General features: G+C 42.4%; 21 protein-coding genes, 2 pseudogenes and 1 riboswitch. Of the genes and pseudogenes, 20 read left to right on the top strand and 3 right to left on the bottom strand.

Features of this window, described 5'->3' with window-relative positions; translation table 11 throughout:
• The 16 genes and pseudogenes from dnaB to QZ565_RS00305 all read left to right on the top strand — a co-directional run.
• The coding region (gene dnaB / locus QZ565_RS00375) for a replicative DNA helicase (protein ID WP_295524153.1) at positions 1-986 on the top strand (986 nt) is incomplete at its 5' end.
• A 1-nt stretch (position 987) separates the two neighbouring features.
• Positions 988-1,254: a Veg family protein gene (locus QZ565_RS00370; RefSeq protein ID WP_001278169.1), complete on the top strand. Its 267-nt coding sequence runs from the start codon at positions 988-990 to the stop codon at positions 1,252-1,254.
• Between the two features lie 88 nt (positions 1,255-1,342).
• On the top strand, positions 1,343-2,470 hold the full coding sequence (gene cbpD, locus QZ565_RS00365; RefSeq protein WP_295524151.1) for a choline binding-anchored murein hydrolase CbpD: 1,128 nt from the start codon (positions 1,343-1,345) through the stop codon (positions 2,468-2,470).
• A gap of 147 nt (positions 2,471-2,617) precedes the next feature.
• Positions 2,618-3,166, top strand: coding sequence for a hypothetical protein (locus tag QZ565_RS00360; RefSeq protein WP_295524149.1), 549 nt, complete (start codon positions 2,618-2,620; stop codon positions 3,164-3,166).
• A 241-nt stretch (positions 3,167-3,407) separates the two neighbouring features.
• A pseudogene (locus QZ565_RS09290) lies at positions 3,408-3,485 on the top strand (SIALI-17 repeat-containing surface protein); the annotation flags it as partial.
• Between the two features lie 93 nt (positions 3,486-3,578).
• A pseudogene (locus tag QZ565_RS00355) lies at positions 3,579-3,635 on the top strand (neuraminidase A); the annotation flags it as partial.
• Between the two features lie 118 nt (positions 3,636-3,753).
• The gene (polA, locus tag QZ565_RS00350) at positions 3,754-6,387 is read left to right on the top strand and encodes a DNA polymerase I (protein WP_295524147.1); all 2,634 of its coding nucleotides are present in this window, start codon (positions 3,754-3,756) and stop codon (positions 6,385-6,387) included.
• Positions 6,388-6,489: 102 nt separating this feature from the next.
• Positions 6,490-6,592: riboswitch (TPP riboswitch) on the top strand.
• A 69-nt stretch (positions 6,593-6,661) separates the two neighbouring features.
• Positions 6,662-6,952, top strand: a complete 291-nt coding sequence (locus QZ565_RS00345; protein ID WP_000647659.1) for a thiamine-binding protein — start codon at positions 6,662-6,664, stop codon at positions 6,950-6,952.
• Positions 6,915-7,673, top strand: a complete 759-nt coding sequence (locus tag QZ565_RS00340) for an ABC transporter permease (RefSeq protein ID WP_194251495.1) — start codon at positions 6,915-6,917, stop codon at positions 7,671-7,673. The genes QZ565_RS00345 and QZ565_RS00340 overlap by 38 nt, the downstream gene beginning before the upstream one ends.
• Before the next feature lie 37 nt (positions 7,674-7,710).
• Positions 7,711-8,718 (top strand): ABC transporter substrate-binding protein, encoded by a 1,008-nt coding sequence (locus QZ565_RS00335; RefSeq protein ID WP_102211479.1) that lies wholly within the window; start codon positions 7,711-7,713, stop codon positions 8,716-8,718.
• The gene (locus tag QZ565_RS00330) at positions 8,718-9,446 is read left to right on the top strand and encodes an ABC transporter ATP-binding protein (RefSeq protein ID WP_295524142.1); all 729 of its coding nucleotides are present in this window, start codon (positions 8,718-8,720) and stop codon (positions 9,444-9,446) included. Before QZ565_RS00335 ends, QZ565_RS00330 begins: the two co-directional genes overlap by 1 nt.
• A gap of 118 nt (positions 9,447-9,564) precedes the next feature.
• Entirely contained in the window at positions 9,565-10,023 is a 459-nt protein-coding gene (locus tag QZ565_RS00325; protein ID WP_295524140.1) for a CtsR family transcriptional regulator, read from the top strand.
• A 1-nt stretch (position 10,024) separates the two neighbouring features.
• The gene (locus QZ565_RS00320; RefSeq protein WP_295524138.1) at positions 10,025-12,457 is read left to right on the top strand and encodes an ATP-dependent Clp protease ATP-binding subunit; all 2,433 of its coding nucleotides are present in this window, start codon (positions 10,025-10,027) and stop codon (positions 12,455-12,457) included.
• Positions 12,458-12,600: 143 nt separating this feature from the next.
• Positions 12,601-13,659, top strand: a complete 1,059-nt coding sequence (locus QZ565_RS00315; RefSeq protein WP_295524136.1) for an AAA family ATPase — start codon at positions 12,601-12,603, stop codon at positions 13,657-13,659.
• A 9-nt stretch (positions 13,660-13,668) separates the two neighbouring features.
• Complete coding sequence (gene pnuC / locus QZ565_RS00310) at positions 13,669-14,448, top strand: nicotinamide riboside transporter PnuC (protein WP_024057374.1); 780 nt, start codon at positions 13,669-13,671, stop codon at positions 14,446-14,448.
• 1 nt (position 14,449) lies between these two features.
• Positions 14,450-15,223 (top strand): NUDIX hydrolase, encoded by a 774-nt coding sequence (locus QZ565_RS00305; protein WP_295524134.1) that lies wholly within the window; start codon positions 14,450-14,452, stop codon positions 15,221-15,223.
• A 72-nt stretch (positions 15,224-15,295) separates the two neighbouring features.
• Here the strand turns inward: QZ565_RS00305 and QZ565_RS00300 are convergent, their stop codons facing one another.
• Positions 15,296-15,526 (bottom strand): hypothetical protein, encoded by a 231-nt coding sequence (locus tag QZ565_RS00300; RefSeq protein WP_295524132.1) that lies wholly within the window; start codon positions 15,524-15,526, stop codon positions 15,296-15,298.
• Positions 15,527-15,803: 277 nt separating this feature from the next.
• On the opposite strand from QZ565_RS00300, the gene QZ565_RS00295 reads away from it, so the two are divergent.
• On the top strand, positions 15,804-16,502 hold the full coding sequence (locus QZ565_RS00295; RefSeq protein ID WP_295524130.1) for a hypothetical protein: 699 nt from the start codon (positions 15,804-15,806) through the stop codon (positions 16,500-16,502).
• Positions 16,503-16,577: 75 nt separating this feature from the next.
• Here QZ565_RS00295 and dusB read toward each other — a convergent pair whose 3' ends face one another.
• Both dusB and hslO read right to left on the bottom strand, forming a co-directional pair.
• The gene (gene dusB, locus QZ565_RS00290; RefSeq protein WP_000183308.1) at positions 16,578-17,558 is read right to left on the bottom strand and encodes a tRNA dihydrouridine synthase DusB; all 981 of its coding nucleotides are present in this window, start codon (positions 17,556-17,558) and stop codon (positions 16,578-16,580) included.
• Entirely contained in the window at positions 17,545-18,417 is an 873-nt protein-coding gene (hslO, locus tag QZ565_RS00285) for an Hsp33 family molecular chaperone HslO (protein WP_295524127.1), read from the bottom strand. Before hslO ends, dusB begins: the two co-directional genes overlap by 14 nt.
• Before the next feature lie 164 nt (positions 18,418-18,581).
• Between hslO and QZ565_RS00280 the strand changes: the two genes are divergently transcribed.
• The 3 genes from QZ565_RS00280 to glpO all read left to right on the top strand — a co-directional run bounded on the left by QZ565_RS00280 (position 18,582) and on the right by glpO (position 23,545).
• Positions 18,582-20,009 carry a helix-turn-helix domain-containing protein gene (locus QZ565_RS00280; protein ID WP_049499133.1) on the top strand — a complete coding sequence of 476 codons (1,428 nt, stop codon included), beginning with the start codon at positions 18,582-18,584 and terminating at the stop codon, positions 20,007-20,009.
• Positions 20,010-20,168: 159 nt separating this feature from the next.
• Positions 20,169-21,677 (top strand): glycerol kinase GlpK, encoded by a 1,509-nt coding sequence (glpK, locus tag QZ565_RS00275; RefSeq protein ID WP_020902154.1) that lies wholly within the window; start codon positions 20,169-20,171, stop codon positions 21,675-21,677.
• Between the two features lie 41 nt (positions 21,678-21,718).
• Positions 21,719-23,545, top strand: a complete 1,827-nt coding sequence (glpO, locus tag QZ565_RS00270; RefSeq protein ID WP_084947719.1) for a type 1 glycerol-3-phosphate oxidase — start codon at positions 21,719-21,721, stop codon at positions 23,543-23,545.
• Positions 23,546-23,584 lie beyond the last annotated feature (39 nt).

Here is a 23,584-nt window from a genome sequence, read left to right as displayed (position 1 = left end):
CAGAGTCTGTCAATCAAGCTTACGAGGCTTCGCAACCAGCTGATGAAATCATTGCACAGGCAGAAAAAGGGTTGATTGATGTCAGTGAAAATGCAAATCGAAGTGGATTTAAGAATATTCGAGACGTGTTGAATGTCAACTTTGGAAATCTGGAAACTCGCTCGCAGCAAACGACTGATATTACAGGTATTGCGACAGGTTATCGTGATTTGGATCATATGACGACTGGTTTGCATGAGGAGGAGTTGATTATCCTAGCAGCTCGTCCAGCGGTTGGTAAGACGGCCTTTGCCTTGAATATTGCTCAGAATATTGGAACCAAGTTAGACAAAACGGTTGCTATCTTTTCTCTCGAAATGGGTGCAGAGAGTCTAGTAGACCGTATGCTTGCGGCAGAAGGCTTGGTGGAGTCGCATTCTATTCGTACGGGTCAATTGACCGATGAGGAATGGCAAAAGTATACCATTGCCCAAGGGAATCTAGCTAATGCAAGTATCTATATCGATGATACACCAGGGATTCGGATTACAGAGATTCGATCACGTTCTCGTAAACTGGCTCAAGAAACTGGAAATCTTGGTTTGATTTTGATAGACTACCTTCAATTGATCACGGGAACTGGTCGAGAAAATCGTCAACAAGAGGTTTCAGAAATTTCACGTCAGTTGAAAATCCTAGCTAAGGAACTGAAAGTTCCCGTAATTGCTCTGAGTCAGCTTTCTCGTGGTGTAGAACAACGTCAGGATAAGAGACCAGTATTGTCTGATATTCGTGAATCTGGGTCTATTGAGCAGGACGCTGATATCGTTGCCTTTCTTTATCGCGAAGATTACTATGAGCGTGGTGGTGAAGAAGAGGAAGGTATACCAAATAATAAGGTAGAAGTTATTATCGAGAAAAACCGTAGTGGAGCTCGTGGAACGGTGGAATTAATTTTCCAAAAAGAATACAATAAATTTTCAAGTATCTCAAAGAGGGAGGCATAAGATGTCAGATGCATTTACAGATGTAGCCAAGATGAAAAAAATCAAAGAAGAAATCAAGGCACATGAGGGACAAGTCGTAGAAATGACTTTGGAGAATGGTCGTAAGCGCCAAAAAAATAGATTGGGTAAGTTAATTGAGGTTTATCCATCCCTATTTATCGTTGAATTTGGGAACGTTGAAGGAGATAAACAAGCTAATGTTTACGTTGAATCCTTTACTTACTCAGATATTCTTACTGAAAAGAATTTGATTCATTATCTTGACTAAAGTGAGAAATTTTCTCACTTTTTCTTTTTTCTCCGAATAGTTTAAGTGAAGGTAATCTTCGATTTATATTATTTTTCAAGGAGGAAGAATGAAAAGTTCATCATTTACAGTAGCAGAGACAGGTTTTTCTTTTAGAAAATCAGTTAAAAAGGTTGTTCCTTTTTTAGTAGTAGGATTGATGCTATCAGCGGGTGAAAGTGTCTATGCCAATTCTGGAGGAAGTGGATCGATTGCGCGTGGGGATGATTATCCTGCTTACTATAAAAATGGTAGCCAGACGATTGATAAGTGGCGGATGTATTCTCGCCAGTGTACTTCTTTTGCAGCCTTTCGCTTGAGTAGTGTGAATGGTTTTGAGCTACCAGGAGCTTATGGGAATGCTAACGAATGGGGATATCGTGCTCGTCGTGAAGGTTATCGTGTCGATAATACACCAACGATTGGCTCTATTGCTTGGTCTACTGCAGGAACTTATGGTCATGTTGCTTGGGTGTCAAATGTAATAGGAGATGAGATTGAGATTGAGGAATACAACTATGGAATAAGGGAATCTTACAATAAGCGAGTCGTGAAGGCGAATACTATGACTGGTTTTATTCATTTTAAAGATTTGGCTGGTGGCAGTGTTGGGAATAGTCAATCCTCAGTTTCAACAGGAGGAACACATTATTTTAAGGCTAAGGCTGCTATCAAAAATCAGCCTCTAGCTAGCGCAACTGCGATTGATTACTATTATCCTGGGGAGAATGTTCATTATGATCAAATTCTCGAAAAAGACGGATACAAGTGGTTGAGTTATACGGCTTATAACGGAAGTCGTCGCTATATCCAGCTAGAGGGAGTAAGCTCTTCACAGAATTATCAGAATCAATCAGGAAATAGCTCTAACTATGGATCCAATAACAGTTCAACTGTTGGTTGGAAGAAAATAAATGGTAGTTGGTATCATTTCAAATCAAATGGCTCTAAATCAACAGGCTGGTTGAAGGATGGTTCTAGCTGGTATTATTTGAAATCATCTGGTGAAATGCAGACAGGCTGGTTACAGGAGAAAGGATTTTGGTATTATCTAGATGACTCAGGGGCAATGAAAACGGGCTGGTATCAAGTCTCTGGTAAGTGGTATTATTCTTACTCTTCAGGTGAGCTAGCTGTTAATACAATAGTAGACGGTTATACTGTAAATCATAATGGTGAGTGGATTAAAGAAAAATAAACTAAAAAACTTGATTCATTATCATTTTTAACTATATTCAAAAGTAATTAACACTATTTTAAATATTTACTTGAAGCGTTCTTATATATTTTTTTATTGTAGCTTGTTTGATCCGAACTATTTTCATGGGATAAAAAGAAAATGATCTTGACTAGCTTAGCTAGTGTTACGGTTTTAGGTGCGGTTTTTGCTGCGTCTCAACCGTCGGTTGTAAAAGCTGATGCACCTACAGCTACTAGCACATCCGGAGAAACTGGAGCCACACCTGTGGTTAAAACTCCAAAAACTGAAGTCGAAAAAGCTAAAGAAGCTTTAACTGAAGCTTTGAAACAAATCCTTGATAACGAGTTGTTTGACAAAAAAGCAAAAGAAGAATTATTAAAGGCTGTTGAGTCTGGTGAATTAAATGCTTCTGATATTCTTGCTGAGTTAGCAGATGATGCTGAAAAAGCACAAGATACTAATCAAACAATTAAAACAGAAACTCCTGTATCTAAGGACAAGCTTCCTGAAGAGGTGCAAGCGGGAATTGCAGAAGGTGAAGCAGCGGATGCTGCTCGTCCTGAATCAGAAAAATTGCAAGACAAAGCTGATGATTTAACTGAAACAATTGAAAACTTGAGGGATGATGCTGAGAAATTAAAAGCCGATGCTGAAAAGAAAGCTGAAACACTAAAAAACAGGAAGATACTTTAAAAGAAGCTCTTAAATCCGCTAAAGATAATAGATTTGGTGAAGATATCACAGTATCGTTATAAAAAGCTGTAACTACGATTGAAAAAGAACGCGATACTGCGAAATATGAATTTGATGAATCTGATGAAAAAGTTCAAGCTGCTACAGCTGAAATTCAAGATTTAACTGAAAAATGTAGTAATCTTCTTGAAGAAGTAAAAAAGCGGAAGCAAAAGAAGCTGCAGAACCAGCTAAACCATAATATACAGGAGGCGTTAATAGTGTAGAAGCAGCAATTAACGAAGTTCCCACAATATACTCTTACAACAGCAGGTACTAACAAGGATAGTACTTATCAAGCGCCAGCGGTAAAAACAGAAGATAAAAAGAACTTCCAAATACAGGTGGTAAAGATAATGTTGCAGTTGCATCATTAGGATTCCTTGGATTGTTCCTTGGTGCCCTTCCATTTGTGAAACGTAAAAACTAGTTCATTTCGTAGTTTGAAAGAGAGGGAGTAACTTCCTTCTCTTTTTACAATTATCTTAGTTTCTCTCAGGGAACTCTTCCCAATGGTATTTTTTGGTGCTTTCCTTTATAATGGGTGTATGGATAAGAAAAAATTATTATTGATTGATGGGTCTTCTGTTGCTTTTCGGGCGTTTTTTGCGCTCTATCAGCAGTTGGACCGTTTTAAGAATGCGGCTGGTTTGCATACCAATGCGATTTATGGCTTTCAGTTGATGTTGAGTCATTTGTTGGAGCGGGTTGAGCCCAGTCATATCTTGGTGGCTTTTGATGCGGGTAAGACGACCTTCCGTACAGAGATGTATGCGGACTATAAGGGTGGTCGGGCTAAGACTCCTGATGAGTTTCGTGAGCAATTTCCTTTCATTCGTGAGTTGCTGGATCATATGGGAATTCGCCACTATGAGTTGGCTCAGTATGAGGCGGATGACATCATCGGGACGCTGGATAAACTAGCTGAGCAGGATGGTTTTGATATTACCATTGTCAGTGGGGACAAGGACTTGATTCAGCTGACGGACGAGCATACGGTGGTTGAGATTTCCAAGAAAGGTGTGGCTGAGTTTGAGGCCTTTACGCCGGACTATCTCATGGAAAAGATGGGTCTTACACCAACTCAGTTTATTGATCTCAAGGCCCTCATGGGTGACAAGTCGGATAATATCCCTGGGGTGACCAAAATCGGTGAAAAGACGGGTATCAAGCTCTTGCTGGAGCATGGCTCGCTTGAGGGAATTTATGAGAATATCGATGGGATGAAGGCTTCTAAGATGAAGGAAAATCTCATCAATGATAAGGAACAGGCCTTTTTGTCTAAAACACTGGCGACCATTGATACCAAGGCACCGATTGAGATTGGTTTGGAGGACTTGGTCTATAGTGGTCCAGATGTGGAAAATCTTGGGAAATTCTACGATGAGATGGGCTTCAAACAGCTCAAGCAGGCTTTAAATGTGTCGTCAGCTGATGTGGCTGAGAGTTTGGACTTTACTATTGTTGACCAAATCAGTCAAGACATGCTGAGTGAAGAGTCTATCTTCCATTTTGAGCTTTTTGGTGAGAATTACCATACGGATGATTTGGTTGGTTTTGCCTGGTCTTGTGGGGATAAGCTTTATACTACAGACAAGCTTGAACTTTTGGAAGACCCGATTTTCAAGGATTTTCTAGAAAAAACACCTCTGAGAGTGTATGACTTTAAGAAGGCTAAAGTTCTCTTGAATCGCTTTGGTGTGGATTTGCAGGTGCCTGCTTTTGATAGCCGTTTGGCTAAATACCTCCTTTCGACTGTGGAGGACAATGAAATTGCGACCATAGCGAGTCTTTATGGCCAGACTTACCTGGTAGATGATGAGACTTTCTATGGTAAGGGTGTTAAAAAGGCCATTCCTGAACGTGAGAAATTCTTGGAGCATTTAGCTCGTAAGCTTGCTGTTTTGGTTGAGACTGAGCCTGTCTTACTTGAAAAACTCAGCGAAAATGGGCAGTTAGACCTTCTTTATGATATGGAGCAACCTCTAGCCTTTGTCCTTGCTAAGATGGAAATCGCTGGTATTAAGGTAAAAAAAGAGACCTTGCTTGAGATGCAGGCTGAAAATGAGCTTGTCATTGAAAAACTGACTCAAGAGATTTATGAGCTGGCTGGTGAGGAGTTTAATATCAACTCGCCTAAGCAGTTGGGTGTCCTTCTCTTTGAAAAATTGGGACTTCCTCTAGAATACACTAAGAAAACCAAGACAGGTTATTCGACAGCGGTGGATGTGTTGGAGCGCCTTGCTCCTATTGCGCCAATTGTTAAGAAAATTCTAGACTACCGTCAGATTGCTAAGATTCAGTCTACTTATGTGATTGGCTTGCAGGACTGGATTTTGGCTGATGGTAAGATTCATACGCGCTATGTGCAGGATTTGACCCAGACTGGGCGTCTGTCTAGTGTGGATCCAAACTTGCAAAATATCCCTGTGCGTTTGGAGCAGGGCCGTCTCATTCGTAAGGCTTTTGTGCCTGAGTGGGAGGATAGTGTACTGATTAGTTCGGACTACTCACAGATTGAATTGCGCGTTTTGGCGCATATTTCTAAGGATGAGCACTTGATTAAGGCTTTCCAAGAGGGGGCAGATATCCATACTTCGACAGCCATGCGGGTCTTTGGCATTGAGCGTCCTGAGGATGTGACTGCAAACGACCGTCGCAATGCCAAGGCGGTGAACTTTGGAGTGGTTTATGGTATTTCAGACTTTGGCTTGTCTAATAATCTGGGCATCAGTCGTAAGGAAGCCAAAGCCTACATTGACACCTACTTTGAACGCTTCCCAGGTATTAAAAACTACATGGATGAAGTGGTGCGTGAGGCGCGTGATAAGGGCTATGTGGAGACTCTTTTCAAGCGCCGTCGTGAATTGCCAGATATCAATTCGCGCAACTTCAACATTCGTGGTTTTGCAGAGCGGACTGCTATCAACTCTCCTATTCAGGGATCGGCAGCAGATATTCTCAAGATTGCCATGATTCAGCTAGATAAAGCATTGGTTGCAGGTGGTTATCAGACCAAGATGCTTCTGCAAGTGCACGATGAGCTCGTCCTAGAAGTTCCTAAATCGGAACTAGCAGAGATGAAAAAATTGGTCAAACAAACCATGGAAGAAGCCATTCAACTCAGTGTTCCCCTCATCGCAGATGAGAATGAAGGGGCAACTTGGTACGAGGCTAAATAAAAAAGTTATGTAGAGTTTGAAATACTTGTTTTCAAACTCTTTTTCATGTTTTTCTGTAAGCAGTTTCCTTGACATTTTTTTTGTTTTGCGCTATCATATGTCCATATAATATATGGGAGTCTGTGTACAGTCTGAGAGGAAGTGTTAAACTTCGACCGCACCTGATCTGGGTAATGCCAGCGTAGGGAACGATACTTAGTCTAATTCTGCACCTTTTCCATGTATGGTAAAGGTTTTTCTTTTTGTTAAAGGAAAACGAGAAGAGGAGGTTGTTATGAAAGCAAGCATTGCCTTGCAAGTTTTACCCCTAGCACAGGGGATTGATCGGATAGCTGTTATCGATCAGGTCATTGCTTATCTGCAAGCTCAAGAAGTGACCATGGTGGTGACACCATTTGAAACGGTCTTGGAAGGGGAGTTTGATGAGCTTATGCGCATTCTCAAAGAAGCGCTGGAAGTGGCAGGGCAGGAGGCAGATAATGTCTTTGCCAATGTCAAAATAAATGTAGGAGAAATTTTAAGTATTGATGAGAAACTTGAAAAGTATACTGAGACGACACATTAGTCTATTGGGCTTTCTAGGAGTCTTGTCAATTTGGCAGTTAGCAGGTTTTCTTAAACTGCTCCCCAAGTTTATCCTGCCGACACCTCTTGAAATTCTCCAGGCCTTTGTTCGTGACAGAGAATTTCTCTGGCACCATAGCTGGGCGACCTTGAGAGTGGCTTTACTGGGGCTAGTTTTGGGAGTCTTGATTGCCTGTCTCATGGCTGTGCTTATGGACAGTTTGACTTGGCTCAATGACCTGATTTACCCTATGATGGTGGTCGTTCAGACTATTCCGACCATTGCAATAGCTCCTATTCTGGTCTTGTGGCTCGGTTATGGGATTTTGCCCAAGATTGTCTTGATTATCCTGACGACAACCTTTCCTATCATTGTCAGTATTTTGGATGGTTTTAGGCACTGTGACAAGGATATGCTGACCTTGTTTAGTTTAATGCGGGCCAAATCTTGGCAAATCCTTTGGCATTTTAAAATCCCAGTCAGCCTGCCTTACTTTTATGCAGGTCTGAGGGTCAGTGTCTCCTACGCCTTTATCACAACAGTGGTATCTGAGTGGTTGGGAGGCTTTGAAGGACTAGGTGTTTACATGATTCAGTCCAAGAAACTGTTTCAGTATGATACCATGTTTGCCATTATTATTCTGGTATCGATTATCAGCCTTCTTGGTATGAAATTGGTCGATATTAGTGAAAAATATGTTATTAAATGGAAACGTTCGTAGAATAAGGATGTTTCAAAAAAGAAAAGAGGAAATCAAAATGAAAAAAACATGGAAAGTGTTTTTAACGCTTGTGACAGCTCTTGTAGCTGTTGTACTTGTGGCCTGTGGTCAAGGAACTGCTTCCAAGGATAACAAAGAAGCAGAACTCAAGAAGATTGACTTTATCCTAGACTGGACTCCAAATACTAACCACACAGGACTTTATGTTGCCAAGGAAAAAGGTTATTTCAAAGAAGCTGGAGTGGATGTTGATTTGAAATTGCCACCAGAAGAAAGTTCTTCTGACTTAGTCATTAATGGTAAGGCGCCATTTGCAGTGTATTTCCAAGACTACATGGCTAAGAAGTTAGAAAAAGGTGCAGGAATTACTGCCGTTGCAGCTATCGTAGAGCACAATACATCAGGAATCATTTCTCGTAAATCTGACAATGTAAGCAGTCCAAAGGACTTGGTTGGTAAGAAATACGGAACTTGGAATGACCCAACTGAACTTGCTATGTTGAAGACCTTGGTAGAATCACAAGGTGGAGACTTTGAGAAGGTTGAAAAAGTACCAAACAACGATTCAAACTCAATCACACCGATTGCCAATGGAGTTTTTGACACTGCTTGGATTTACTACGGTTGGGATGGTATCCTTGCAAAATCTCAAGGAGTAGAGGCTAACTTCATGTATTTGAAAGACTACGTCAAGGAGTTTGACTACTACTCACCAGTTATCATCGCAAACAACGACTATCTGAAAGACAATAAAGAAGAAGCTCGTAAAGTCATCCAAGCTATCAAAAAAGGTTACCAATATGCTATGGAGCATCCAGAGGAAGCAGCAGATATCCTCATTAAGAATGCACCTGAACTTCAGGAAAAACGTGACTTTGTCATCGAATCTCAAAAATACTTGTCAAAAGAATACGCAAGCGACAAGGAAAAATGGGGTCAATTTGATGCAGCTCGCTGGAATGCCTTCTATAAATGGGACAAAGAAAATGGTATCCTTAAAGAAGACTTGACAGACAAAGGCTTCACCAACGAATTTGTGAAATAATGACAGAAATTAGACTAGAACACGTAAGCTATGCCTATGGTCAGGAGAGGATTTTAGAGGATATCAACCTGCAGGTGACTTCAGGTGAAGTGGTTTCTATCCTAGGTCCAAGTGGTGTTGGAAAGACCACCCTCTTTAATCTAATTGCTGGGATTTTAGAAGTCCAGTCTGGGAGAATTGTCCTTGACGGCGAGGAAAATCCCAAGGGGCGCGTGAGTTATATGTTGCAAAAGGATTTGCTCTTGGAGCACAAGACGGTGATTGGTAATATCATTCTTCCCCTCTTGATTCAAAAAGTGGACAAGGCGGAAGCCATTGCTCGCGCAGATGAAATTCTTGCGACCTTCCAGTTGACAGCTGTAAGGGATAAATATCCTCATGAACTGAGTGGTGGAATGCGCCAACGTGTGGCCTTACTTCGTACCTATCTTTTTGGGCACAAACTCTTTCTCTTGGATGAGGCTTTCAGTGCCTTGGATGAGATGACTAAGATGGAACTCCACGCTTGGTACCTTGAGATTCACAAACAGTTACAGCTAACGACCTTGATCATCACGCATAGTATCGAAGAGGCCCTTAATCTCAGCGACCGCATCTATATTCTGAAAAACCGCCCTGGGCAGATTGTTTCAGAAATTAAACTAGATTGGTCTGGAAACGAGGACAAGGAAGTCCAAAAGATTGCCTATAAACGTCAAATCTTGGCAGAATTAGGCTTAGATAAGTAAAAAAATAGGGAGTTGGTGAAGATTATCCTTTACCAGCGCCCTTTTTCTTTTAAAAATGAGAAAATTTCGGTATAATAGTCAAAGATAGTCAAGGTTTAAAGAGAGAGGTGGGTTTGTAATGAGATTTAAAAATACATCGGATCATATTGAGGCCTACATCAAGGCGATTTTAGATCAATCTGGTATCGTGGAGTTGCAACGGAGTCAGTTGGCAGATACCTTTCAGGTTGTTCCTAGTCAGATTAACTATGTGATCAAGACACGCTTTACGGAAAGTAGAGGCTACTTGGTTGAAAGTAAGCGTGGTGGCGGAGGCTACATTCGCATAGGACGGATTGAGTTTTCCAGTCATCATGAAATGCTCCGCGATTTGCTTTACTCGATTGGTGAGCGAGTTAGTCAAGAAATTTATGAGGATATTCTGCAACTTTTGGTTGAGCAGGAATTGATGACCAAGCAGGAGATGAATTTGCTAGTATCAGTATCTTTGGATCGCGTTTTAGGAGAAGAAGCTCCAGTCCTTCGTGCTAATATGCTACGACAGGTCATACAAGAGGTAGATAGAAAAGGGAAGTAAGATGAACTATTCAAAAGCATTGAATGAATGTATCGAAAGTGCCTACATGGTTGCTGGCCATTTTGGAGCTCGTTATCTAGAGTCATGGCATTTGTTGATTGCCATGTCCAATCACAGTTATAGTGTGGCAGGGGCAACTTTAAATGATTATCCATATGAGATAGACCGTTTAGAAGAAGTCGCTTTGGAACTGACTGAAACGGACTATAGCCAGGATGAAATCTATACGGAATTGCCGTTCTCCCATCGTTTGCAGGTTCTCTTTGATGAAGCAGAATATGTAGCGTCAGTGGTCCATGCTAAGGTGCTAGGGACAGAGCACCTCCTTTATGCGATTTTGCATGATGGCAATGCCTTGGCGACTCGTATCTTGGAAAGGGCTGGTTTTTCTTATGAAGACAAGAAAGATCAGGTCAAGATTGCTGCCCTACGTCGAAATCTAGAAGAACGTGCAGGCTGGACTCGTGAAGACCTCAAGGCTCTACGCCAACGCCATCGTACAGTAGCTGATAAGCAAAATTCTATGGCCAATATGATGGGCATGCCCCAGACTCCGAGTGGTGGTCTCGAGGACTATACGCATGATTTGACAGAGCAAGCGCGTTCTGGCAAGTTAGAACCAGTCATCGGTCGGGACAAGGAAATCTCGCGTATGATTCAAATCTTGAGTCGGAAGACAAAGAATAATCCTGTCTTGGTTGGGGATGCTGGTGTCGGGAAAACAGCTCTGGCGCTTGGTCTTGCTCAGCGTATTGCCAGTGGTGATGTGCCTGCGGAAATGGCTAAGATGCGCGTGTTAGAGCTTGATTTGATGAATGTTGTTGCAGGGACACGCTTCCGTGGTGACTTCGAAGAACGCATGAATAATATCATTAAGGATATTGAAGAAAATGGCCAAGTGATTCTCTTTATCGACGAACTTCATACTATCATGGGTTCTGGTAGTGGAATTGACTCAACTCTGGATGCGGCCAATATCTTGAAGCCAGCCTTGGCGCGTGGCACCTTGAGAACGGTTGGTGCGACCACTCAGGAAGAATATCAAAAACACATCGAAAAAGATGCGGCCCTTTCTCGTCGTTTCGCCAAAGTAACGATTGAAGAACCAAGTGTGGCAGACAGCATGACAATTTTGCAAGGTTTGAAGGCGACTTATGAGAAACATCACCGTGTGCAAATCACAGATGAAGCGGTTGAAACAGCTGTTAAGATGGCCCATCGTTATTTAACCAGTCGTCATTTGCCAGACTCTGCTATCGATCTTTTGGATGAAGCGGCAGCAACAGTGCAAAATAAGGCTAAGCATGTGAAACCAGACGATTCTGGCTTGAGTCCAGCTGACAAGGCCTTGATGGATGGTAAGTGGAAACAAGTTTCTCAACTAATTGCTAAAGAAGAGGAAGTGCCTGTCTATAAAGACTTGGTGACAGAGTCTGATATTTTGACTACCTTGAGTCGTTTGTCAGGTATTCCAGTCCAAAAACTGACTCAGACTGACGCTAAGAAATACCTGAATCTGGAAGCTGAATTGCACAAACGTGTCATCGGTCAAGATCAAGCAGTTTCAAGCATTAGCCGTGCCATTCGCCGCAATCAGTCAGGGATTCGCAGTCATAAGCGTCCGATTGGTTCCTTTATGTTCTTAGGGCCTACAGGTGTCGGTAAGACCGAATTGGCTAAGGCTCTAGCAGAAGTTCTCTTTGATGACGAATCAGCCCTTATCCGTTTTGATATGAGTGAGTATATGGAGAAATTCGCTGCCAGCCGTCTCAATGGAGCTCCTCCGGGCTATGTAGGTTATGAAGAAGGTGGGGAGTTGACCGAGAAAGTTCGCAACAAACCCTATTCCGTTCTACTTTTTGACGAGGTAGAAAAAGCACACCCAGACATCTTTAATGTCCTCTTGCAAGTCTTGGATGATGGTGTCTTGACCGATAGCAAGGGTCGCAAGGTTGATTTTTCAAATACCATTATCATCATGACTTCAAACCTTGGTGCGACAGCCCTTCGTGATGACAAGACTGTTGGTTTTGGGGCCAAGGACATTCGTTTTGACCAGGAGAATATGGAGAAACGCATGTTTGAAGAGCTGAAAAAAGCTTATAGGCCGGAGTTTATCAACCGTATTGATGAAAAGGTGGTCTTCCATAGCTTATCTAGCGACCATATGCAGGAAGTGGTGAAGATTATGGTCAAACCTTTAGTGGCAAGTTTGGCTGAAAAAGGCATTGACTTGAAATTACAAGCTTCCGCACTGAAATTGTTGGCAAATCAAGGATATGACCCAGAGATGGGAGCTCGTCCACTTCGCAGAACCCTGCAAACAGAAGTGGAAGACAAGTTGGCAGAACTTCTTCTTAAGGGAGAATTAGTGGCAGGCAAGACTCTCAAGATTGGTGTCAAAGCAGGTCAGTTAAAATTTGATATTGCTTAAAAATGGAGAGTCAGGAGTAATCCTGGTTCTTTTTTGCTACTTTTTTATAAAAAATGATAAAAAACTATTGACAAAACAAAAATATAGTTTATAATAAAAACATAGATTAAAAATATCAAAAATTATAAAAAGGTAATAGGTTTATGAAAAAGAAAACAGCAGTGGTATTTGGAACCTTTGCTCCGCTTCATCAAGGTCATATCGATCTGATTCAGCGAGCGAAGCGGCAGTGTGACCGGGTCTGGATTGTCGTTTCAGGCTATGAGGGAGATAGAGGGGAGCAGATAGGCTTAACGCTTCAAAAAAGATTTCGCTATATCCGAGAGGCCTTTTGTGATGACGAGTTGACCTCCGTTTGCAAGTTAGATGAGACCAATCTTCCCCGTTACCCTATGGGCTGGCAGGAGTGGTTGGACCAAATGTTAGTGGAGATTTCCTATGATGAAATCCAGCAAGAACTAATTTTCTTTGTGGGAGAAGCAGACTACCAGAAAGAATTATCAAATCGTGGTTTTGAGACTGTTTTGCAAGAAAGAAAATTTGGTATCTCAGCGACCATGATTCGAGAAAATCCAAGCAAATATTGGAAATATATCGCTCAACCCTTCCGTCGTCAGTTTACAAAGAAAGTGTTGATTATGGGAAGTGCCAGCAATGGGAAGACCACTCTAGCCAAGGATTTGGCTAGGTATTACGATGCACCAGTCAGCTTGGAATACGCACGTGAGTACCAGATCAAAAACAATGTCCGCGACGATGAATTGACTCCAAAGGATTATTATTATCTCCTGTTGGGGCAGTATGACCAGACCTCTAAGTTAATTGACAGTAATGCCAATAGGGGACTGGTGATAGCCGATACCAACTCCTTGGTGACTAAGGGCTATTATGATTATTACATGGAGACTGAGGACCAAGGGGATTTATCAGGAGAGACTTTTGATAATCTCTTTGCCTCGATCTTGGCTAAGGAAAAATGGGACCTGATTCTCTTTGTGCAACCTGTCGGTTCCTATGTCAATGACGGATTTAGAGATATGACTATGGCAGAGGATCATATTCGTCACAGTTTTTCCCAGCATTTGGACCAGATGAGAGAGCGATATTTAACCAACATTCCTTTAGTTTATCTAGCGGAGGATTACCTAGGAAATTATGAAGCAGCGAAAGTAGCTATTGACGCCATTTACCAAGCGGATTAGGAGAACAATATGAAAAAACTAACTAAAAAAATCACACAATTTATCGAAAACTTTAAAAATGTCCATGCAGAAGCTCGCAAGATTGGTTTTGCAGGAACCATGTGCTTGCTCTGGAAAGATCTCTTTGTTGGTCGCAGTCTTTTCCAGTGGTTGTATCTCATTGCCTTGTCAAGTGTTCCCTTGATCTTGGAATTCACGCAAAATACGGAAAGTCATGACTGGCTTAGCTTGTTTGCATCTTGGACTGGGATTGTCTGTGTTATCTTGGTAGCAGAAGGGCGTGCAAGCAATTATCTTTTTGGGGCTATTAACTCAGCTATCTATCTGATTTTGGCCATGAATGCAACTTTTTATGGCGAAGTTTTGACGACCGTTTACTTCTTTGTCATGCAGCCGATTGGTCTCTATGCTTGGCTGTCCAATCGTATCAATGACCAAGGAAAAGTAGAAGAATCTCACTTTGAAGCTAAGAAATTATCTGTGCTTGACTGGCTCAAGTACTTGGCTTTGACTGCTATCATTTGGATTGGTATGGGCTTGGCATACAAAAGTATCCATAGTGCTCGCCCTTTCCGTGATAGTGTTACCGATGCGACTAATGGTGTAGGTCAGCTCTTGATGACACGTCTCTACCGTGAGCAATGGATTTTCTGGATTGCAACCAATCTTTTTAGTATCTACCTCTGGTGGGGTGAAAATATCCATATCCAAGGGATGTACTGGGTTTACACACTCAATAGTCTAGTAGGTTGGTACCAATGGACCAAGGCAGTTCGTAAGGAGGCATAAAATGGCGGACACGATGATTCCAGCAGGGATGACGGAAAAAGAATTTTTTGAAGTTCATGCAAGTCAGGAAGAGTTTTTAGACTGGTACTACAAGCAGGAACTCCCTCAATACGAAAAACCAAGTGTGACGGTGGATATGGTAGCCTACTGCTTTGTCGAAGGAAAGATCAAGCTCTTATTAATTCGTCGCAAGGCTCACCCTTATCAAAATTGTTTGGCTCTGGTTGGAGGATTTATGGACAAGGGCGAAGATGCTGCGCATGCCTGTCAGCGTGAGGTGAGAGAAGAAGTCAATCTCGATCTTCCTTTGGAAAAAATCGAGCAATTGATGACCGTATCGACTCCCGGGCGTGACCCAAGGGGCTGGACAGTGACCATTGCCCACTTGGTTTATCTGCCTAGTCGTGCATTAGAACTTGCTCAAGCAGGAGACGATGCCAAGGATGTCGTTTTCGTAGATGTCGATTTCCAGACAGGCAAGTGCTTTTTAGAGGGAGTAGAGTTGGAGGAGCAAGCCTTCGCTTTTGACCATTATGCCATTATCCAAGAATCAATCAAACGAATTCAAGGCCGTCTCGACTGGAATCCGACCTTCCTTTATCTGCTGGAGGAGGAGTTCACTGTCTACGAGGGGACTGAACTGGTCAATCTCATCAACCCCGGTCGACCAATCGTCAGCAATAATTTTCTTGTAAAATACGGAGAATATGTAGAAGAAGTCGGACTCAAACGAGTGCCCAAAAAGAAACCAAGAAAAACCTATCGATTGAAATAAAAAACGAGGTCGGGACAAAGTTCCTGACCTCTTTATGTACCATCATGAGATGGTTTTGTGTTGTGACTGCTTTTATGGGTGGCTATCTTTCTTAGAATTGCTCAACAGGTGCGTAAAGAAGTCTTTGTATCGATACTTGAGATATTTTTCGTGTAGGAATAACAAAGCTATATAGAAAATCATAAAGACTGTCGTCAGATAGAAGACATCAAATGTAGTCTGAGCGTAGCGAATTGCGGACTGATAAGACCAGAAAGCTCCCAAAATCAACCAAGGAAGATACTTGTAATACTTATTTAGCATAAGAATGCACCTCCTATATTCTATTTCAATGTTATTATATTCCTTTGTACTTAAAGTTTTAAGCGATTACACAAAACAAATTCAAATTTTTAATAGGAAAATCTCCTGTTTTTCTGTTTTATTACGAATAGAAGAGTAGGAGGAGTAAATGTATCTAAAGTATTTAAGATTTTTAAAATAGTTTAGAGAAATTGTTGACATATTTAAATCCCAATGTTACAATTATATTACAAAAAGATTTCTTTATATTTCTAAAACATTACAAAGGAGTAGAAAAATGAAAAAGAAAACCTATATCAAATTGATGGCAGCAACTGTATTGGCTTCTACCTTGCTATTAGGAGCTTGTGGAAATAAAAAGGAAACAACTCAAGCAAGCAGTTCTGTTAAGACAAGCCAATCATCAAGTTCTAAAGCAGCTTCTTCTAGCAAAGAAAGCAAGACTCAGAAGTCCTCAAGTTCAGCTTCATCTGAAAAGGCCAAATCATCTACTGACCAGTCTGCAGCAACTGCGACACCATCACAAGCGACACCTGCACCAGAGCAAAGACAAGGCCAAGAAGTGTCTAATCAACAGGCAGCGAGTCAACAAACTGCTACTCAAGCTCCTTCAACTCAGCAAGGTTCTCAAGCTCAGTCTAACCAGTCAGGCTATGATCCAACAACTGACCGCAAACTTCAAGACAAGCAAGCAGAACACAACAAACGCTACAAGGGTGTTTTAACCATGGTCGATGGTGATTTCTCAGCAGCTGCAGGCAACTGGAAGGGAGCGAATGGCGAAACTATTACAGTTTCATCAGGAGGCCAATTTACAGTAGAAACTGCAGATGGAAAGAAAGAAAACTATTCTATCAGAGGCTACTCTTACACACTTGATGATGGCAAGTATAATGCTACAATCGGTGGAGGAAAGACCGTTCAAATTACCACAGGTGCAGATGGCAAGGTGGCTAGTGTTTCTTTGGCTCAATAATAAGATTCAGTGTCTCAATTTTTCCACTAATCAAAGAAAACCCGTAACTCATATAAGTTTACGGGTTTTCTCAAATTAAGCTTTATCTAATTGTAAGAGAGCCTCAATCTCTGCTAGGGTGCTAGCTTGTGAAATGGCTCCACGGAGTTTGGCAGCGCCAGATGTTCCACGGAGGTAGTGAGGAGCGAGTCCACGGAACTCACGAACTGCGACATTTTCCCCTTTGAGGTTAATCAAGCGTTTCAAGTGTTCGTAGGCGATTTTCATCTTGTCCTCAAAGGTCAAATCAGGCAGGATTTCTCCTGTTTCAAAGTAGTGGTTGATTTGGTTGAAGAGGTAAGGATTCCCCATGGCAGCGCGGCCAATCATGACTGCGTCAGCACCGACTTCTTCGATACGTTGTTTGGCTTCTTGGACCGTACGGATGTCACCGTTAGCGATGAATGGAATTTTTGTCAGTGCTTGAGCGACCTTGTGAAGGGTCTCAAGGTCTGCATGACCTGTATACATTTGTTCGCGGGTACGGCCATGCATAGCAAGGGCAGAAACACCCGCAGCTTCAGCAGCGAGGGCATTTTCTACTGCCAGAGATGGATCAGCCCAGCCTGTACGCATTTTGACAGTAAGGGGTATATCAAGGACAGATTGGACCTTGTTGATGATAGAGTAAATCTTGTCTGGGTCCTTGAGCCACATAGCGCCAGCTTCGTTCTTCACGATTTTGTTAACAGGGCAGCCCATATTGATATCGACGATATCGGTCTTAGTGTTTTCTTGGATGAATTCTGCTGCGCGCGCTAGGCTGTCTTCATCGCTACCAAAAAGTTGGATAGAGACAGGGTTTTCGCCCTCATCGATATGAAGCATGTGCAGGGTTTTTTCGTTGTTGTATTGGATTCCCTTGTCAGAGACCATTTCCATGACAACGAGTCCAGCTCCGAGTTCTTTTGCGATGGTACGAAAGGCTGAGTTGGTCACGCCGGCCATAGGTGCTAAAACGGTACGATTGGGAATCTCAACATTGCCAATCATAAAGGGTGTATTAAGATTTGTCACAAATGAGTTCCTCCAGGTCGTTTTCATCAAAGTTATAAGTTGTTTGGCAGAATTGACAAGTGATTTCTGCCCCGTGGTCTTCCTCTTTCATTTCCTGTAAGTCTGAGCTTGGAAGGCTGGCAAGAGCGTTCATAAAGCGTTCATGGCTACAGTCACATTGGAAACGGATTTCTTCTTCAGAGAGACGCTTGTAGGCCTCGTCACCGTAGATAGCCTTAAGGAGGGCTTCGATATGGTCGTCGCTTTCCAGAAGGGTTGAGATAGCTGGCATTTCTTGGATGCGTTTTTCAAAGCGAACAATCTCTTCTTCCTTGGCTCCTGGCAAGACTTGAACTAGGAAACCGCCTGCAACCTTGACTTTGTCTTCCTCGTCCAAAAGGACATTGAGGCCGACTGCTGAAGGCGTTTGTTGGCTTTCAGTCAGGTAAAAGGCAAGGTCTTCACCAATTTCCCCAGAGATAAGGGGAGTCATAGAGTTGTAGGGATTTCCAGTACCGTAGTCTGTGATAACGAGAAATTGACCATTTCCAACAAAAGGTCCGACTAGAACTTCACCAGTCGCAGTCTTTTTGATGTCAACACCAGGATTTTGAACGTAGCCTTTGACGTTACCCTTGGTATCAGCGACGGTGATGATAGCGCCTAGAGAGCTAGAGCCCAGCACCTTAACGGTTAGTTTGGTATTTCCTTTTTCATTGGCTGCGAGAATCTGGCTAGCGATAAGAGTTCGACCAAGCGCTACAGTTGAGCTAGCTTGGGTTTGGTGTTTTTCTTGAGCAGTGCGGACGGTTTCTGTGCTATCAAGGACAAATGCACGAAAGGCTCCGCTTTCTGATATAGTTTTAATAATTTTATCCATAGCTACTATTTTAGCATAAAAATGCCCAAAGGGGGAGCCGTGTGTTTGCTGATTTTCAGGATAATGGACTGGGAAATTAGCATGAAAATAAAAAGAGAAACAGATTATTTCAGCATTTGTAAGATTTATGCTATGCTTAAGGTAGAAAATGAAAGGGGTAACAAATGTATTTAGGAGATTTGATGGAAAAGGCTGAATCTGGCCAATTTTCAATCCTTTCCTTTCTATTACAAGAGTCTCAGACGACCGTCAAGGCTGTAATGGAGGAAACAGGATTTTCAAAAGCAACCCTAACCAAATATGTCACCCTACTCAATGACAAGGCTTTGAACAGTGGCTTAGAGCTGAATATCTCCTTAGAAGATGAAAATCTGCGCCTGTCGATCGGTGCAGCTACCAAGGGGAGAGATATTCGGAGCCTGTTTTTGGAGAATGCTGTTAAATACCAGATTTTGGTCTATCTTCTCTACCACCAACAGTTTTTAGCCCATCAGCTGGCTCAAGAATTGATGATTAGCGAGGCTACGCTTGGTCGCCACTTAGCTAGTTTGAATCAGATTTTGTCAGAATTTGACTTATCCATCCAAAATGGACGTTGGCGAGGTCCAGAGCATCAGATTCGCTATTTCTATTTCTGTCTTTTCCGCAAGGTCTGGTCGAGTCAGGAATGGGAAGGTCACATGCAGAAACCAGAGAGAAAACAGGAGATTGCTACTTTAGAAGAAATCTGCGGTGCAAGTTTGTCTTCGGGTCAGAAATTGGACTTGGTTCTCTGGACTCATATCAGTCAACAGCGTCTTCGGGTCAATGCCTGTCAGTTTCAAGTCATAGAAGAGAAAATGCGAGGGTATTTTGACAATATTTTCTACCTTCGTTTGCATCGAAAGGCTCCGTCCTTTTGCGCTGGACAACACCTTCCTCTAGGAACTGAGGATGGGGAGATGATGATTTTCTTCTCTTTCCTCCTATCTCATCGCATTCTTCCTCTTCATACTATGGAATATATCCTTGGTTTTGGAGGGCAGTTGGCCGATTTGCTGACACAGTTGATTCAAGAAATGAAGAAGGAGGAGTTGCTGGGTGATTATACAGAGGATCACGTTACCTATGAACTCAGTCAGCTTTGTGCTCAAGTCTATCTCTATAAGGGCTATATTTTACAGGACCGCTACAAGTACCAGTTGGAGAATCGTCATCCTTATTTTTTGATGGAACATGATTTTAGGGGAACGGCAGAGGAGATTTTTCATGCCTTGCCTGCCTTTCAGCAGGGGACGGATTTGGATAAGAAAATTCTCTGGGAATGGCTCCAGTTAATTGAATATATGGCTGAAAATGGTGGCCAGCATATGCGGATTGGTTTGGATTTGACATCAGGTTTTCTTGTCTTTTCAAGGATGGCAGCCATTTTGAAACGGTATTTGGAATACAATCGTTTTATTACCATTGAAGCCTATGACCGAACTCGACATTATGATTTGCTGGTTACCAATAACCCGATTCATAAGAAGGAACAGACTCCAGTTTATTATTTAAAAAACGACTTGGATTTGGAAGATTTGGCAGCGATTCGTCAGTTATTATTCACTTAAAAGGCTTGGTTGTTCCAGGTCTTTTTTGTGAAATTCACACAATCTACTCACATTTTTTAAAAAATTAAAAAAAGTTGATGAATAAGAAAGCGCTTTATTTTGTATACTAGTTAGTGTAAAGAGGAAACATCCTCAAGATCTTTATCAGGAGGACAGCACATGTCACAAGAAAAATACATTATGGCCATTGACCAGGGAACTACAAGTTCTCGTGCCATTATTTTCAACAAAAAAGGAGAAAAAGTTAGCTCGAGTCAAAAAGAGTTTACCCAGATTTTCCCTCAGGCAGGTTGGGTAGAGCACAATGCTAATGAAATTTGGAACTCTGTTCAGTCAGTTATTGCGGGTGCTTTCATCGAAAGTGGTGTCAAGCCAAATCAAATCGAAGCAATCGGGATTACCAACCAGCGTGAAACAACTGTCGTCTGGGATAAGAAAACAGGGCTCCCTATCTACAATGCTATCGTTTGGCAATCACGTCAGACAGCTCCTTTGGCTGAACAACTAAAAAGTCAAGGTTATGTGGAAAAATTCCATGAAAAGACTGGTTTGATCATCGATGCTTACTTCTCTGCTACCAAGGTTCGTTGGATTTTGGATCATGTAGAAGGTGCTCAAGAGCGAGCAGAAAAAGGGGAATTGCTCTTTGGTACCATCGATACTTGGTTGGTTTGGAAATTGACTGACGGTGCGGCTCACGTGACGGACTACTCAAATGCAGCTCGTACCATGCTTTATAACATTAAAGAACTTAAATGGGATGATGAGATTTTGGAAATCCTCAACATTCCAAAGGCTATGTTGCCAGAAGTTCGTTCTAACTCTGAAATCTATGGTAAGACAGCTCCATTCCATTTCTACGGTGGAGAAGTGCCAATCTCAGGTATGGCTGGGGACCAACAAGCAGCCCTCTTTGGACAGTTGGCCTTTGAACCAGGTATGGTCAAGAATACTTATGGAACAGGTTCTTTCATCATCATGAATACTGGTGAAGAGATGCAGTTGTCTGAGAACAACCTATTAACAACCATTGGTTACGGAATCAATGGCAAGGTTTACTATGCCTTGGAAGGTTCAATCTTCATCGCAGGCAGCGCCATTCAGTGGCTTCGTGATGGACTTCGCATGGTTGAAAATTCACCAGAATCTGAAAAATATGCCCGTGATTCTCACAACAATGATGAAGTTTATGTCGTTCCAGCCTTTACAGGTCTAGGTGCTCCATACTGGAACCAAAACGCTCGCGGTTCTGTCTTTGGCTTAACTCGTGGAACAAGTAAAGAAGACTTTATCAAGGCGACTTTGCAATCTATTGCTTATCAAGTACGTGACATCATCGACACCATGCAAGTGGATGCTCAGACAGCTATCCAAGTCTTGAAAGTAGACGGTGGTGCAGCTATGAACAATTTCCTCATGCAGTTCCAAGCTGACATTTTGGGAATCGATATCGCACGCGCCAAAAACTTGGAAACAACAGCTCTAGGAGCAGCCTTCCTAGCTGGTTTGTCAGTAGGCTATTGGAAGGACTTGGATGAGTTGAAACTCTTGAACGAGACAGGAGAACTCTTTGAACCATCTATGAACGAATCGCGCAAGGAACAACTCTACAAGGGCTGGAAGAAGGCTGTGAAAGCAACGCAAGTCTTTGCGGAAATCGACGACTAATACTGGAAGAATAAAGCGACTTAGTTAGAAAGTGTGTAAATATGGAATTTTCAAAGAAAACACGTGAATTATCAATTAAAAAAATGCAGGAACGTACCCTGGACCTCTTGATTATCGGTGGAGGAATCACAGGGGCTGGTGTAGCCTTGCAGGCGGCAGCTAGCGGTCTTGAGACTGGTTTGATTGAAATGCAGGACTTCGCAGAAGGAACATCTAGCCGTTCAACAAAATTGGTTCACGGTGGTCTTCGTTACCTCAAACAATTCGACGTAGAAGTGGTATCAGACACTGTTTCTGAACGTGCTGTAGTTCAACAAATCGCTCCCCACATTCCGAAACCAGACCCAATGCTCTTACCAGTTTACGACGAAGATGGAGCGACCTTTAGCCTCTTCCGTCTTAAAGTAGCCATGGACTTGTACGACCTTTTGGCAGGAGTTAACAACACGCCAGCTGCTAACAAGGTTTTGAGTAAGGAAGAAGTCTTGGAACGCCAGCCAAACTTGAAGAAAGAAGGCTTGGTAGGAGGTGGGGTTTACCTTGACTTCCGTAACAACGATGCGCGTCTCGTGATTGAAAATATCAAACGTGCCAACCAAGACGGTGCCCTCATTGCTAACCACGTGAAGGCAGAAGGCTTCCTCTTTGACGAAAGTGGCAAGATTACAGGTGTTGTAGCTCGTGATCTCTTGACAGACCAAGTCTTTGAAATCAAGGCCCGTCTGGTGATTAACACAACAGGTCCTTGGAGTGATAAAGTACGTAACTTGTCTAATAAGGGAACCCAATTCTCACAAATGCGTCCAACTAAGGGAGTTCACTTGGTAGTGGACTCAAGCAAGATCAAGGTTTCACAGCCAGTTTACTTTGACACTGGTTTGGGAGATGGTCGTATGGTCTTTGTTCTCCCGCGTGAAAACAAGACTTACTTTGGTACAACGGATACAGACTACACAGGGGATTTGGAACATCCAAAAGTGACTCAGGAAGATGTAGATTATCTACTTGGCATTGTCAACAACCGCTTCCCAGAAGCAAACATTACCATTGATGATATCGAAAGTAGCTGGGCAGGTCTTCGTCCATTGATCGCAGGCAATAGCGCTTCTGACTACAATGGAGGAAATAACGGAACCATCAGTGATGAAAGCTTTAACAACTTGATTGCGACTGTTGAATCTTATCTCTCTAAAGAAAAAACGCGTGAAGATGTTGAGTCTGCTGTCAGCAAGCTTGAAAGCAGTACCTCTGAGAAACATTTGGACCCATCTGCAGTTTCACGTGGTTCGAGCTTGGACCGAGATGACAATGGCCTCTTGACCCTTGCTGGTGGTAAAATCACAGACTACCGTAAGATGGCTGAAGGAGCTATGGAGCGCGTGGTTGACATCCTCAAAGCAGAATTTGACCGTAGCTTTAAACTCATCAATTCTAAGACTTACCCTGTTTCAGGTGGGGAATTGAACCCAGCAAATGTGGACTCAGAAATCGAAGCCTTTGCGCAACTTGGAGTGTCACGTGGCTTGGATAGCAAGGAAGCTCACTATCTCGCAAATCTCTACGGTTCAAATGCACCGAAAGTCTTTGCTCTTGCTCATAGTTTGGAACAAGCACCAGGACTCAGTTTGGCGGATACTTTGTCACTTCACTATGCAATGCGCAATGAGTTGGCTCTGAGCCCAGTTGACTTCCTTCTTCGTCGTACCAACCACATGCTCTTTATGCGTGATAGTTTGGATAGCATCGTTGAGCCAGTTTTAGATGAAATGGGACGATTCTATGACTGGACAGAAGACGAGAAAGCAACTTACCGTGCGGATGTCGAAGCAGCTCTTGCTAACAACGATTTAGCAGAATTAAAAAATTAAGAAAAAATAAAAGAGGTGGAGGGCAGCATTCCTTGCCGC

Origin of the sequence: uncultured Streptococcus sp. (genome assembly GCF_915066115.1) — a bacterium.
Classification (GTDB): domain Bacteria; phylum Bacillota; class Bacilli; order Lactobacillales; family Streptococcaceae; genus Streptococcus.
The sequence above is the reverse complement of the archived record's forward strand: the minus strand, read 5'-3'. Positions and strand labels throughout refer to the sequence as shown.

Coding starts and splice junctions, on each gene's coding strand:
- QZ565_RS00370 (WP_001278169.1), top strand. CDS start 988: ATGTCAGATGCATTTACAGATGTAGCCAAGATGAAAAAAATCAAAGAA.
- cbpD (WP_295524151.1), top strand. CDS start 1,343: ATGAAAAGTTCATCATTTACAGTAGCAGAGACAGGTTTTTCTTTTAGA.
- polA (WP_295524147.1), top strand. CDS start 3,754: ATGGATAAGAAAAAATTATTATTGATTGATGGGTCTTCTGTTGCTTTT.
- QZ565_RS00345 (WP_000647659.1), top strand. CDS start 6,662: ATGAAAGCAAGCATTGCCTTGCAAGTTTTACCCCTAGCACAGGGGATT.
- QZ565_RS00340 (WP_194251495.1), top strand. CDS start 6,915: ATGAGAAACTTGAAAAGTATACTGAGACGACACATTAGTCTATTGGGC.
- QZ565_RS00335 (WP_102211479.1), top strand. CDS start 7,711: ATGAAAAAAACATGGAAAGTGTTTTTAACGCTTGTGACAGCTCTTGTA.
- QZ565_RS00330 (WP_295524142.1), top strand. CDS start 8,718: ATGACAGAAATTAGACTAGAACACGTAAGCTATGCCTATGGTCAGGAG.
- QZ565_RS00325 (WP_295524140.1), top strand. CDS start 9,565: ATGAGATTTAAAAATACATCGGATCATATTGAGGCCTACATCAAGGCG.
- QZ565_RS00320 (WP_295524138.1), top strand. CDS start 10,025: ATGAACTATTCAAAAGCATTGAATGAATGTATCGAAAGTGCCTACATG.
- QZ565_RS00315 (WP_295524136.1), top strand. CDS start 12,601: ATGAAAAAGAAAACAGCAGTGGTATTTGGAACCTTTGCTCCGCTTCAT.
- pnuC (WP_024057374.1), top strand. CDS start 13,669: ATGAAAAAACTAACTAAAAAAATCACACAATTTATCGAAAACTTTAAA.
- QZ565_RS00305 (WP_295524134.1), top strand. CDS start 14,450: ATGGCGGACACGATGATTCCAGCAGGGATGACGGAAAAAGAATTTTTT.
- QZ565_RS00300 (WP_295524132.1), bottom strand. CDS start 15,526: ATGCTAAATAAGTATTACAAGTATCTTCCTTGGTTGATTTTGGGAGCT.
- QZ565_RS00295 (WP_295524130.1), top strand. CDS start 15,804: ATGAAAAAGAAAACCTATATCAAATTGATGGCAGCAACTGTATTGGCT.
- hslO (WP_295524127.1), bottom strand. CDS start 18,417: ATGGATAAAATTATTAAAACTATATCAGAAAGCGGAGCCTTTCGTGCA.
- QZ565_RS00280 (WP_049499133.1), top strand. CDS start 18,582: ATGTATTTAGGAGATTTGATGGAAAAGGCTGAATCTGGCCAATTTTCA.
- glpK (WP_020902154.1), top strand. CDS start 20,169: ATGTCACAAGAAAAATACATTATGGCCATTGACCAGGGAACTACAAGT.
- glpO (WP_084947719.1), top strand. CDS start 21,719: ATGGAATTTTCAAAGAAAACACGTGAATTATCAATTAAAAAAATGCAG.